Origin of the sequence: Mesorhizobium sp. B1-1-7, assembly GCF_006442705.1 — a bacterium.
Lineage (GTDB): Bacteria > Pseudomonadota > Alphaproteobacteria > Rhizobiales > Rhizobiaceae > Mesorhizobium > Mesorhizobium opportunistum.
Genome location: NZ_VFWQ01000006.1, coordinates 148766 through 161649 on the forward strand (window position 1 = coordinate 148766; position 12884 = coordinate 161649).

10 protein-coding genes are annotated in these 12884 nt (G+C 64.8%); 2 read left to right on the forward strand and 8 right to left on the reverse strand.

Annotation, left to right across the window (positions count from 1 at the left end):
- Nucleotides 1–123 precede the first annotated feature (123 nt).
- Nucleotides 124–1227, forward strand: a complete 1104-nt coding sequence (locus tag FJ978_RS11925) for a saccharopine dehydrogenase family protein (RefSeq protein ID WP_140572270.1) — start codon at nucleotides 124–126, stop codon at nucleotides 1225–1227.
- Nucleotides 1228–1472: 245 nt separating this feature from the next.
- On the opposite strand, the gene lpdA is transcribed toward FJ978_RS11925, so the two are convergent.
- The 4 genes from lpdA to FJ978_RS11945 form a co-directional block, all read right to left on the reverse strand.
- Nucleotides 1473–2864, reverse strand: a complete 1392-nt coding sequence (gene lpdA, locus FJ978_RS11930) for a dihydrolipoyl dehydrogenase (RefSeq protein WP_140572271.1) — start codon at nucleotides 2862–2864, stop codon at nucleotides 1473–1475.
- Between the two features lie 253 nt (nucleotides 2865–3117).
- Nucleotides 3118–4443, reverse strand: coding sequence for a dihydrolipoamide acetyltransferase family protein (locus FJ978_RS11935; protein ID WP_140572272.1), 1326 nt, complete (start codon nucleotides 4441–4443; stop codon nucleotides 3118–3120).
- 1 nt (nucleotide 4444) lies between these two features.
- Nucleotides 4445–5458 (reverse strand): alpha-ketoacid dehydrogenase subunit beta, encoded by a 1014-nt coding sequence (locus FJ978_RS11940; RefSeq protein WP_013892143.1) that lies wholly within the window; start codon nucleotides 5456–5458, stop codon nucleotides 4445–4447.
- A gap of 4 nt (nucleotides 5459–5462) precedes the next feature.
- Complete coding sequence (locus FJ978_RS11945; RefSeq protein WP_140572273.1) at nucleotides 5463–6695, reverse strand: 3-methyl-2-oxobutanoate dehydrogenase (2-methylpropanoyl-transferring) subunit alpha; 1233 nt, start codon at nucleotides 6693–6695, stop codon at nucleotides 5463–5465.
- A gap of 487 nt (nucleotides 6696–7182) precedes the next feature.
- On the opposite strand from FJ978_RS11945, the gene holA reads away from it, so the two are divergent.
- The gene (gene holA / locus FJ978_RS11950) at nucleotides 7183–8229 is read left to right on the forward strand and encodes a DNA polymerase III subunit delta (protein WP_140572274.1); all 1047 of its coding nucleotides are present in this window, start codon (nucleotides 7183–7185) and stop codon (nucleotides 8227–8229) included.
- Nucleotides 8230–8476: 247 nt separating this feature from the next.
- Here the strand turns inward: holA and FJ978_RS11955 are convergent, their stop codons facing one another.
- The 4 genes from FJ978_RS11955 to mnmG all read right to left on the reverse strand — a co-directional run bounded on the left by FJ978_RS11955 (nucleotide 8477) and on the right by mnmG (nucleotide 12812).
- Nucleotides 8477–9364: a ParB/RepB/Spo0J family partition protein gene (locus FJ978_RS11955; protein WP_140572275.1), complete on the reverse strand. Its 888-nt coding sequence runs from the start codon at nucleotides 9362–9364 to the stop codon at nucleotides 8477–8479.
- 80 nt (nucleotides 9365–9444) lie between these two features.
- A complete protein-coding gene (locus tag FJ978_RS11960; RefSeq protein WP_140572424.1) occupies nucleotides 9445–10245 on the reverse strand; it encodes a ParA family protein in 801 nt (266 codons plus the stop codon).
- Nucleotides 10246–10299: 54 nt separating this feature from the next.
- Entirely contained in the window at nucleotides 10300–10926 is a 627-nt protein-coding gene (gene rsmG / locus FJ978_RS11965) for a 16S rRNA (guanine(527)-N(7))-methyltransferase RsmG (protein WP_140572276.1), read from the reverse strand.
- Nucleotides 10923–12812 carry a tRNA uridine-5-carboxymethylaminomethyl(34) synthesis enzyme MnmG gene (gene mnmG, locus FJ978_RS11970; RefSeq protein WP_140572277.1) on the reverse strand — a complete coding sequence of 630 codons (1890 nt, stop codon included), beginning with the start codon at nucleotides 12810–12812 and terminating at the stop codon, nucleotides 10923–10925. Before mnmG ends, rsmG begins: the two co-directional genes overlap by 4 nt.
- Between the last annotated feature and the right edge of the window lie 72 nt (nucleotides 12813–12884).

The following is a 12884-nucleotide window of genomic DNA, read 5'->3' on the forward strand; positions in this document are numbered from 1 at the left end:
TTCGACGAATCCCTTCGGCAATTCAGCTAAAGATAGGTTTCACTCTGCCAGATTCCACGCTTCCTTTCGACAGGCAAGCTGCGATTCTGTTGCACAATCAGCTTTGGTTCGAGGGATTCAGTCATGAAGAAAATCATCGTCGTCGGCGCGGGCAAGATCGGCTCGACCATTGCCGAGATGCTCGCCGTAACGGGCGACTACCACGTCACCCTCGTCGACCGCTCGGCGGCGCAGCTCGCCGCGGCCGAAGTGCCCGATGGCGTCGAGACGCTTGAACTCGACATCGCCGCAACAGGCACGCTCGAAGCAGCGCTCGCCGGCAAGTTCGCGGTGCTGAGCGCGGCACCCTTCCATCTCACCACGCGGATCGCCGAAGCGGCGGCCAGCGCCGGCGTGCACTATCTCGACCTGACCGAGGACGTCGTCTCGACCCGCCGCGTCAAGGAGCTGGCGCGCTCGGGCAAGAGCGCCTTCATTCCCCAATGCGGCCTGGCGCCGGGCTTCATCTCGATCGTCGCCAACGATCTCGCCAGCCGTTTCGACACGCTGGAAAGCGTGCGCATGCGCGTCGGCGCGCTGCCGCAATATCCATCCAACGCGCTGAACTACAATCTGACCTGGAGCACCGACGGCGTCATCAACGAATATTGCGAGCCGTGCGAGGCGATCGTCGAGGGCGAGCTGGTCGAAGTGCCGCCGCTGGAGGAGCGCGAGGAGTTCTCGCTCGACGGCGTCACCTACGAAGCGTTCAACACCTCGGGTGGGCTCGGCACTTTGGCCGAGACGCTGAAGGGCAAGGTGCGCACGCTGAACTACCGCACCATCCGCTATCCCGGCCACGCCGCGATCATGAAGGCGCTGCTCAACGATCTTGGGCTCCGCCATCGCCGCGAGGTGCTGAAGGACATTTTCGAGAGCGCCCTGCCGGCGACACTGCAGGACGTGGTCATCGTCTTCGTCACCGTCTCCGGCCGCAAGAACGGCCGCCTGCTGCAGGAAACCTACGCCAACAAAATCTATTCGAAGCGCGTCGGCAGCGTGGTGCGCAGCGCCATCCAGATCACCACCGCATCCGGCATCTGCGCCGTGCTCGACATGCTGGCCGACGGCAGCCTGCCGGCAACCGGCTTCGTCAAGCAGGAAGAGATCGCGCTGGACGCATTCCTAGCCAACCGCTTCGGCCGCGCCTACGCCCAGCACGAGATGGTGAGCCGGCTAGCGGGCTGAGGTGGCGCTCAGGTTCGCGCCATTCCTCTCCCCCGTCGATCGGGGGAGAGGTGTCGAGCGAAGCTCGACGGAGTGGGGGTCGACCTGGCTCAGGCGTTGCTATTCAAGCCGAAACGATGCCTCGCCCTGATCGAGGCCCTGTGGTGAGTTGCCAGCGGCGGCGCATTTGAGGACCGGCTTCCCCCACTCCGTCGCTGCTTCGCAGCGCCACCTCTCCCCCCTCCGGAGGGAGAGGAAAAGTGCCCTCAAATATGCAGCGCGTGGCCCAGCGCCTTGAGCGCCGCTTCCTGGAATCCCTCGCCCTGCGTCGGATGCGCATGGATCGTGCCGGCGATGTCCTCCAGCCGCGCGCCCATCTCCAGCGCCAGCCCAAAAGCCGCCGACAATTCCGACACGCCCTGCCCGACCGCCTGGATGCCGAGCACCAGATGGTTGTCTGCGCGGGCGACGACACGAACGAACCCATCCTCGCCCATCTTCGTCATCGCCCGCCCATTGGCGGCGAACGGGAACAGGCCGATCTTGATCTCGCCGCCGAGCGCCTTCGCCTCTTCGGGTGACAGGCCCGCCGTCACCAGCTCCGGATCGGTGAAGCAGACGGCGGGGATCGAGCGCTTGTCCCAGCTGCGCTTATGGCCGGCGACGATCTCGGCGACCATTTCGCCTTGCGCCATCGCCCGGTGCGCCAGCATCGGCTCGCCGGTGACGTCGCCGATGGCGAAGATGCCGCGCATCGAGGTGCGGCACTGGTCGTCGATGCGGATGAATTTTCCGGCCATGTCGAGGTCGATCTGGTCGAGCCCCCAGCCTTCGGTCACCGGCTTGCGGCCGACCGTGACCAGGATCTTGTCGGCGGCAATTTTGGCGCTCTTGCCGTCCGCGGTCTCGACCAGCAGCGCATCGCCCTTGACGCCCTTGGCCTTGGCGCCCAGCATCACTTCGACGCCGAGCTGGGCGAGCCGTTTCACGACAGGCCGGGTGAGTTCGGCGTCATACTGCGCCAGCACGCGCGGCAAGGCCTCGACCACGGTCACCGCCGTACCCATCTTGGCAAAGGCCATGCCGAGTTCCAGCCCGATATAACCGCCGCCGACCACCGCGAGCCTCTTCGGCACCTCGCTCAAAGCCAGCGCTTCGGTCGATGAAATCACCGGCCCGCCGAATGGCAGGAACGGCAGTTCGACCGGCGCCGAGCCCGTCGCGATGACGATCGCCTCGGCGCGGATAACCTGTACGCCGGTCTCGGTCTCGACCGCGACGGTCTTGCCGTCACGGAATGTCGCCCAGCCATGCACGGTCTTCACGCCGGCCTTCTTGAGCAGGCCGGCAACGCCGCTGTTAAGCCGGCTGACGATGCCATCCTTCCAGGCGACGGTTTTGCCGAGGTCAAGCGTAGGCGCGGCGACCGAAATACCGAGCGGGCTCTTACCGCCGGCCATGTGCGCGACCTTCTCGAACTCTTCCGCCGCATGGATCAGCGCCTTCGACGGAATGCAGCCGACATTGAGACAGGTGCCACCGGGCTTGCCGGCCTCGACGATAACGGTATCGACGCCGAGCTGCCCGGCACGGATGGCTGAGACATAGCCGCCCGGACCGGCCCCGATGACGAGCAGCTTGCAGGAGATTTCTTTCATGGCAGCTGCGTCCCTTTGGTGATGAGTGCGACGCCTTCCCTTCTCCCCTTGTGGGAGAAGGTGGATCGGCGCTTTAGCGCCGAGACGGATGAGGGGTGTTCCAGCGGAGTGAGGCGTTGGTGTTTCAGCGGAATGAGACGTCTGCGTTCCCTGGAACACCCCTCATCCGTCGCCTTCGGCGCCACCTTCTCCCACAAGGGGAGAAGGGGGAGCCTGGATCCCGACGCTTCGTGCTTCGCGATCAACATCCCCCTCAATCCACGAAAATCAGCGCTGGCGTTTCCAGCAGCGCCTTTATCCGCTGGATGAACACCGCCGCGTCCCAGCCGTCGATCACCCGATGGTCGAAGCTCGATGATAGGTTCATCATCTTGCGCGGAATGAACTGGGTGCCGTCCCACACCGGCCGCACCATCATCTTGTTGACGCCGATGATCGCCACTTCCGGGTGGTTGATGACCGGCGTCGTCGCCACACCGCCCATGGCGCCCAATGAGGTGATGGTGATCGTCGAACCGGACAGCTCGTCGCGGCTCGCCGTACCCGACTTGGCGGCCTCAGCCAGCCTGACGACCTCGGCGCCGCAATCCCAGATGTCGCGCGCCTCGGCATGCTTGACCACCGGCACCACCAGGCCCGACGGCGTCTGCGCGGCGATGCCGATGTGGATACCGCCATGCTGGTGAATGATGCCCGCCTCGTCGTCGAACAGCGAATTGAGCTGGGGCTGCTCCGATATCGCCTTGACCATCGCCCGCATCAGGAATGGCAGCAGCGTCAGCTTGGGCCGCTCCGCCTTGGCCGCCGGCTTTTCCTTGTTGAGCGCGGCGCGCAATTCCTCCAGCGCGGTGACGTCGATCTCCTCGACATAGGTGATGTGTGGGATGCGCGACTTGGACAGCGTCATCTTCTCGGCGATCTTGCGCCGCAAGCCCACCACCTTGATGTCCTCGACCGCGTCGTTGCGGGCAAGGCCCGATGCCTTGGCCACCTGCGGCCCACGCGCCAGGAAAGCCTCGATGTCCTCATGGCCGATGCGGCCGGCCGGGCCTGTTCCCGCGACCTGCCTGAGATCGATACCCGCCTCTTTCGCGCGCAGGCGAACAGCTGGCGATGCCAACGGCTTTTCACCTTCCGGACGCGGCGCGCCGGAGACGGATATCTTTGCCGAACTTTTCGAAGCGGCCGGGGCAGGCTTCGCCTCCGGCACACTGGCCTTCGACTGAGCTTTCGTGGTCGGCGCGGCGCTCTCGGGCTTCGGCGTCGGAAGCTTCGCCGGAGGCTCGGCGGCCACCGGCTCGACGTTGGCGCCGCCTTGCGGCCTCACATTGCCCTCGCCTGCTACTTGCAGCCGAACGATCGGTGAACCGATCGCCACCGTGTCGCCGATCTCGGCGCCCAGCCACAGGATCTCGCCATCGACGGGCGATGGAATCTCGACCGTCGCCTTGTCGGTCATGACGGCGGCGAGCACGGTGTCCTCGCGCACGATGTCACCGACCTTGACGTGCCATTCGACAAGTTCGGCCTCGGCGACGCCCTCGCCGACATCGGGCAGCTTGATGATGTGTTCGCCCATCTTAAGCTCCCATCGTTTCAATAAGGGCTCGGCCGACCCGCGCCGGTCCGGGGAAATAGTCCCACTCCTGCGCGTGCGGATAGGGCGTGTCCCAACCGGCGACGCGGGCCACCGGCGCTTCCAGATGGTAGAAGCAGTTTTCCTGCACCAGCGCCGACAGCTCGGCGCCGAAGCCGGAGGTCAGCGTCGCCTCATGCACGACGACGCAGCGCCCGGTCTTCTTGACCGAGGCCACGATCGTGTCGAGGTCGAGCGGCAAGAGCGTCCTCAGATCGATGATCTCGGCATCGATGCCGGTCTCCTCGACTGCTGCCTGCGCGACATAGACCATGGTGCCGTAGGCAAGCACGGTGATCGCCGAGCCGGCCCTGCGGATCGCCGCCTTGCCGAGTGGCACGGTATAATGGCCGTCGGCGACCTCGCCGAGCTCGTGCTTCGACCACGGTGTCACCGGCCGGTCGTGATGGCCGTCGAAGGGGCCGTTGTAGAGTCGCTTCGGCTCGAGGAAGATCACCGGATCGGGATCCTCGATCGCCGCGATCAGCAGCCCCTTGGCGTCATGTGGATTGGACGGCACCACCGTCTTCAGGCCGGACACATGGGTGAACAGCGCTTCCGGGCTCTGGCTATGCGTCTGGCCGCCGAAAATGCCGCCGCCGGTCGGCATGCGCACCACGATCGGGCAGGTGAAGTCGCCATTCGAGCGATAGCGCAGTCTGGCTGCTTCCTGGGTCAGCTGGTCGTAGGCCGGATACATGTAGTCGGCAAACTGTATTTCCACGCACGGCTTCAGGCCGTAGGCGGCCATGCCGATGGCCGAGCCGACAATGCCGGATTCGTTGATCGGCGCATCGAAGCAGCGGCTCTTGCCGTATTTGGCCTGCAGGCCCTGTGTGCACCGGAAGACACCGCCGAAGAAGCCGACATCCTCGCCGAACACGACGACCTTGTCGTCGCGCCCCATCGACACATCCATGGCATCACGGATCGCCTCGATCATGGTCCGCCTTGGCATGGCTTCAGACCCCCGCCTGCTGGCGCTGGCGCCGGAGATGCGGCGGCATTTCGGCGTAGAGCCCTTCGAACATGTCTCGCGTCGACGGCTTGCCCCCGGCATGCAGCGTGCCGTGGCTTTCGGCCTCCTTCTGCGCCGCGATCACCGTGTCGAGGATTTCCGCCTCTGCCTGCGCGTGCCGTTCGTCCGACCAGACGCCGAGCCGGATCAGGTGGTTCTTCAGCCGCATGATCGGGTCGCCGAGCGGCCAGGCGTCGGATTCGGTCTTCGGCCTATAGGCGGAAGGATCGTCCGAGCTGGAATGGGCGCCGGCGCGGTAGGTCACATATTCGACCAGCGTCGGCCCAAGATTGCCGCGCGCCCGCTCCGCCGCCCATTTGGCCACGGCATGGACGGCGAGATAGTCGTTGCCGTCGACGCGCAGCGACGGGATGCCGAAGCCGAGGCCGCGCGCGGCAAAGGTGCCCGAGCCGCCGCGTGCAATGCCCTGGAAGGTCGAGATCGCCCACTGGTTGTTGACCACATTGAGCACGACCGGCGCCTTGTAGGTGGAGGCGAACACCAGTGCGGAGTGGAAGTCGGACTCCGCCGTCGAGCCGTCGCCGATCCAGGCAGCGGCGATCTTGGAGTCGTTCGAGATCGCCGAAGCCATCGCCCAGCCGACCGCCTGGATATACTGCGTCGCCAGGTTGCCGGAGATCGAGAAGAAGCCGTGCTCCTTCGATGAATACATGATCGGCAACTGCCGGCCCTTCAGCGGGTCGGCCTCGTTGGAATAGATCTGGTTCATCATCGTGACCATCGGATAGCCGTCGGCGATGAGCAGGCCGGCCTGACGATAGGTCGGGAAGTTCATGTCGCCCGGCGATAGCGCCTTGCGGAAGGCGCAGCTCACCGCCTCTTCACCGAGATGCTGCATGTAGAAGGAGGTCTTGCCTTGCCGCTGCGCCATCTGCATGCGCGCGTCGAAGGTCCTGAGCGTCATCATGTGACGCAGGCCCTCCAGCAGCTCCTCGTCGGTGAGCAGCCCGGCCCACGGACCGACCGCTTCGCCATCGCGGTTCAGCACGCGGATGATCGAGAAGGCCATGTCGCGGATGGTGCGCGGATCGACGTCGATATCGGGGCGCGGCACCGAACCGGCCGAGGCAATGGTCACATTGGAGAAATCAGGCGTGCCGCCCGGCCGCACTTCCGGCTCGGGAACATGGAAACGCAACATCCCAGCATCGGTCATGACCTTTGTCCTCCAATGTTGCCTGGTGCCGATATTTGCACATCCGCGCCGCCAGACCAGTGCGAATTCGCTGGGGCAGGCCTCGCGCATCGGACCGGCCACGCCGACATCTCGCGCACCAAGATGAAGATATGTCCGCGAAATTTCTTGTCGATGTTGAGGGCTGGCGCGCAATTAGGGCCAAGATTGCCGGGAGTTTGTCGGAAGATAAGGCGATTGGCTGGCAAGCTCGCGCCCTTCCTCTCCCCCGTCGATCGGGGGAAAGGTGTCGAGCGAAGCTCGACGGAGTGGGGGTCGACCTGCTTTCGACCGATTGCCGCTTGCTCCAGTTCTCGCTCGCCAGCGTGTGCCTATCTTGCGCGGTGCGACTGACGAGCGGCTTCCCCCACTCCGTCGCTGCTTCGCAGCGCCACCTCTCCCCCCTCCGGAGGGAGAGGAAGGGTGCCAAAGCTGGAAGCCGCCCCCGCATCATGCTAACCCACCCTTCATGGCACAGAAGAAAGCTTTCGAGGTCGATTCCTGGCTCGCTCGACCTGACGCGCGCATCTCAATCGTCCTGCTTTACGGCCCCGATCGCGGCCTCGTTTCCGAGCGCGCGAAAGCCTTTGCCGCAAAAACCGGCCTGCCGCTCGACGATCCCTTCTCGGTGGTCCGGCTCGAAGGCTCGGAGGTCGATCGCGACGAGGGCCGGCTGCTCGACGAGGCCCGCACCGTGCCGATGTTTTCCGACCGGCGCCTGCTCTGGGTGCGCAATGCCAGCGGCCAGAAGGCGCTGGCCGACGATGTCAAGGCGCTGGCGGCGGAGCCCGCGCGTGATGCCATCATCCTCATCGAGGCCGGCGATTTGAAAAAGGGCGTCGGGCTGCGCGCCGTGGTCGAGGCCGCAGACATTGCCATGGCGCTGCCCTGCTATGCCGATGAGGCGCGCGACATCGATACGGTCATCGATGACGAGCTGCGCAAGGCCGGCATGTCGATGACGCTGGAGGCGAGGCAGGCGCTGCGCCGTAATCTCGGCGGCGACCGGCTGGCCTCGCGCGGCGAGATCGAGAAGCTTGTTCTTTACGCCCATGGCCAGAAGGAAATCGGGCTCGAAGAGGTCCGCGCCATGTCCGGCGACGTGTCGGGCGCTTCGTTCGACGACGCGGTCGACGCGCTGCTCGAAGGCAAGGTCGGCGACTTCGACACCGCCTTCACCCGTCACTGCCAGTCCGGCGGGCCACCTTTCCTGGTGCTGTCCTCGGCCATGCGCCAGCTGCAGCAGATCCAGGTGATGCGCGGCCAGATGGAACAGGGCGGCCGCAACGCGGCCTCGGTCGTCGCCGGCGCCCGCCCCCCGGTTTTCTTCTCGCGGCGCAAGCTCGTCGAGAAGGCGCTGGAGCGCTGGAGCAGCGACGCGCTTGGCCGTGCATTGACCCGGTTGCAGACGGCAGTATTGCAGACGCGGCGGCGGCCGGATCTGTCGGTGGCGCTGGCAAGACAGGCGTTGCTGGGGATCGCGGTGGAAAGCGCGAGGCTGGGGCAGCGTGGCTAATCTCCCCCCTCGAGGGGGAGATGTCGCCGAAGGCGACAGAGGGGGTCGGCACGACCGGACGCCAACCTCTTCTTCCCCTTCAGCAGGTCGGCGCTTGATGGAGACGACCTCCTCTGGCCTGCCGGCCATCTCCCCCTCAAGGAGGGAGATTGGCAGCCTCGCCGATTTCGCCAATCATCGAGACTGAAAAAGAGAAGGGCTGGCAACGCCAGCCCACGCCGAATCCCGAAGGTAATTCGCCGGCTAACTACCGTTCCTGCTTCAACCGCCGGCACAGCTCGTCGAGCTGCTCCAGCGACCGATAGGAAACCCGCAACTCGCCGCCCTTGCCCTTGTGATCGATGGCCACGATCATGCCGAGCGTGTCGGTCATCAGCTTTTCCAGCGCCAGCGTGTCGGCATCCTTTTCCGGCGCGCCCTGCGGTTGCTTCGGCTTGGCCGGCGTGGGACCGACCGGCATCTGCGCCAACGCCTCGGCCTGGCGCACCGAAAGGCCCTCTTCGACGATGTGCTTGGCCAGACCGGCCGGATCCTCCGCGGTGACCAACGTACGGGCATGACCCGCCGACAGCGCGCCGTCGACCAGCATGTCGCGGATCACATCCGGCAGCTTCAACAGCCGCAGCGTGTTGGCGACGTGGCTGCGGCTCTTGCCGATGACATTGCCGAGGTCGGCCTGGGTGTAGCCGTGCTCGTCGATCAGCTGCTGATAGCCCTGCGCTTCCTCGACCGCGTTGAGGTCGGAGCGCTGGACGTTCTCGATGATCGCAAGCTCGAGCGCGGTGCGGTCGTTGACCTCGCGGATGATGACCGGGATCTCCGTCAGACCGGCGCGCTGCGCCGCCCGCCAGCGCCGCTCGCCGGCGATGATCTCGTAGCGGCCTGCCTGCGTCGGCGACGGCCGCGCCACCACCGGCTGCACCACGCCATGTTCGCGGATCGACTGGGCGAGATCGGTCAACTCGGCATCGCCAAAATGCCGGCGCGGATTTTTCGGATTCGGGCTGATGAACTCGATCGGCACCTTGCCGTCGGCGCTCATGCCGGGCTTTTCGGGTGCCGCCGGCCGGTCGATTTCGCCGATCAGTGCAGCCAGCCCACGGCCCAGTCTCTTTCTCGAAAGGTCTTCGCTCATCTCTTTTCCAAGTCTTCTTTATTCAAGGTCTCAAGATCGTTTCGGTATCGAATCGGCTGTTGATCCTGCATCCGGTCTAATCAAGCGGCACGCAATTTGCGCTCGCGACGGATCACTTCCGAGGCCAGTTGCAGATAGGCCTGGCTGCCGGAGCACTTCAAATCGTAAAGGATTGCCGGCTTGCCGTAGGACGGCGCCTCGGACACCCGCACATTGCGCGGAATGATGGTCTCATAGACCTTGTCGCCCATATGCTGCCGCACGTCCTGCACCACCTGGTTGGCGAGATTGTTGCGGCCGTCATACATGGTCAGCACGATGCCCTGGATGGTGAGATCCGGATTGATCGAGCGGCGGACCTGCTCGACGGTTTCCAGCAACTGGCTGAGGCCTTCGAGCGCGAAGAACTCGCATTGCAGCGGCACGAGAACAGAATCGGCCGCGGCCATTGAATTCAAAGTCAAAAGATTGAGTGACGGCGGGCAGTCGATCAGCACATAGCCGAACGGCGCTCCGCGCTCGGTCGCGGCGCGCAGCGCGTTGCGCAGTTTGAGCACCCGGTCGGGCGCCGAGGCGATCTCCATTTCGATGCCGAGCAGGTCGAGCGTCGACGGCACGATCGACAGGCCTGGCACCGCGGTCGGAATGGCCGCTTCTTCCAGATCCAGCTCGCCGGTCAGCACGTCATAGGACGACACCGTCCGGTCCTTGCGGTCGATGCCGAGGCCGGTGCTGGCGTTGCCTTGCGGGTCGAGATCGACGATCAGCACCTTTTCGCCGATCGCCGCCAGCGCGGTGGCAAGGTTGATGGCGGTGGTGGTCTTGCCGACGCCGCCCTTCTGGTTGGCTACGGTGATGATTCGGGGGCCGTTCTTCATCATGGATTTATGCCAGAAATTCATTTTTCGGGTCGCCAATGGCTCGACAAGTCTAGATCAGACAGGTCGCAGGTCGGACAGTTCGAGGATGACGCCATGCGGGTCGGTCACACTGGGATGTTCTACCAGATCGAAGGCCCATCGGTTAACGCTTTCTTGCACTTCGGCGCGATAATCCCGGCCTTTGTGGAACAGGCCGCGCGCGCCGGTCGTCAGCCAGGGCGCCGACAGATCCAGCAGCGTCGGCAGCGAGGCCAAGGCCCGCGCCGTGACGATTTGCGGTGTCGAAACAAGCGCATGGCTTTCGTCGATGCGGCGGGCCACCACACGGGCCGGCAGGCTGAACTGACCAACCACGGCCTGCAGGAACGACGCCTTCTTGCGGTTGCTTTCCACTAGGTCGATGCTGGCGCCGTCGCGGTCGGCGAGCAGAAAAGCCATCACAAGGCCGGGAAATCCGCCGCCCGAACCGATGTCGACCCAGCGCTTGGCATCAGGCTCCAGCCGCGCCAGCTGCGCGCTGTCCAGGATGTGTCGTTGCCAAACGTCGCCCGATGTCGACTGCGCCACGAGATTGATGCTGCGGTTCCATTTCTGGAACATCTCTTCGAACGCCACCAGGCGATCGAATGTTTCACGTGAAACCGGACCGGCCGCGTCCTGCAGGCTCTCTAGTGAGCTCACGCAACAACTCTTCGTTCGCGCTGCGGCCTCTGTGCAGCCTCATGGTGCCGGACATGGGCGACGATGATCGCCAGCGCCGCCGGCGTCATGCCCTCCATGCGCTGGGCGTCTGCAATGGAGCGCGGCCGCCGCGCCTGCATCTTCTGCTTCAATTCATTGGACAGGCCAGGCACACCGGCGAAATCGACGGTTTCCGGGATCAGCCGGCTCTCCTCATGGCGAATCTGCGCAACATCGGTCTTCTGCCGATCGAGATAGACGGAATATTTCGCCTCCGTTTCGAGACGCTCCGCTGTCTTGGCATCGACCGCGCCAAATCCCGGCTCGACCCTGGCCAGCCAGGCCACATCGACATCGGGATAGGCCAGCAGCTCATAGCCGGACCGGCGCACACCATCCCTGTTGATCTCCAACCCGTGCCGCGCCGCCTCATTGGGGGTCATCGTCAGCGCCGTCGCCAGCGCTCGCGCCTCGTCTAGCCGGCGCATGGCCTCGCCGTACCGCTGCATCCTTTGCGCCGAGGCGATTCCCAGCTTTGCAGCGAGAGGCGTTAGCCGCTCATCCGCATTGTCGGCGCGCAGCGACAGCCGGAATTCGGCGCGCGAGGTGAACATCCGGTAGGGTTCGCTGATGCCGCGGCTGGTTAGATCATCGACCATAACGCCGATATAGGCCTCGGTGCGGCTGAGCACGATCTGCTCGCCGCCCGATGCGCGCCGCGCCGCGTTGAGCCCCGCAAGCAAGCCCTGGCCCGCGGCTTCCTCATATCCGGTTGTGCCATTGATCTGTCCGGCCAGGAACAGCCCGGCGACACGCTTCGTCTCCAACGTCTGATTGAGCTCGCGCGGATCGACATGATCATATTCGATGGCATAGCCGGGCTGCAGCATCACAGCCCGCTCCAGCCCGGGAATGGTCTTCAGGATGTCGAGCTGCACATCCTCCGGCAGCGAGGTCGAAATGCCGTTGGGATAAACCGTGTCGTCGTCGAGCCCTTCCGGCTCGAGGAAGATCTGGTGGCCGTCGCGGTCGCCGAACTTGACGATCTTGTCCTCGATCGACGGGCAATAGCGTGGCCCCACGCCCTCGATCGAGCCGGAATACATGGCGGAGCGACCGAGATTGGCACGGATCAACTCATGCGTGGCCGTGGTCGTGCGGGTGATCCCGCACTCGATCTGCGGCGTCTCGATGCGATCGGTCATCAGCGAGAACGGCACGGGATCCTCGTCCGCCGCCTGGCTTTCCAGCGACGCCCAATCGATAGTCTTCCCGTCCAGCCGCGGCGGCGTGCCGGTCTTCAGGCGGCCGAGCGTAAAGCCCACACGGCTCATCGTCGCCGATAGGCCAAGGCTCGCCTGCTCATTCATGCGGCCGGCGACAATCTTCTTCTCGCCGATGTGAATGAGCCCGCGCAGGAAGGTGCCCGTCGTCAGCACCACAGCGCCGCAGGCAAGTCGCCTTCCATTGGCCAGGAGCACAGCGGCGATCCGTCCCTCTTCGATCTCGAAGTCGAGCACTTCGGCCTCGATCACGTCGAGATCGTTCTGCTGCCGAATCGCTTCCTGCATGGCAAGGCGATAGAGCTTCCTGTCAGCCTGGGTGCGCGGTCCGCGCACCGCCGGGCCCTTGCGGCGGTTGAGCAGGCGGAATTGGACGCCGGCAGCATCCGCAACCCGGCCCATCAGCCCGTCCATGGCGTCGATTTCACGGACGAGATGGCCCTTGCCGAGCCCGCCGATCGCCGGATTGCAAGACATCACGCCGATCGTGTCGAAGCGCAGCGTCACCAGCGCCGTCCGGGCGCCGGCGCGCGCGGCAGCACTGGCCGCCTCGCAACCCGCATGGCCGCCGCCCACCACAACCACCTCATAGTGATCGGTCATTTCCAAATCCTGGACTCGAATAGAATGCAGGGACACATGTCCCCGCAAGATCAAGCTGTCAAGAAAACTTCG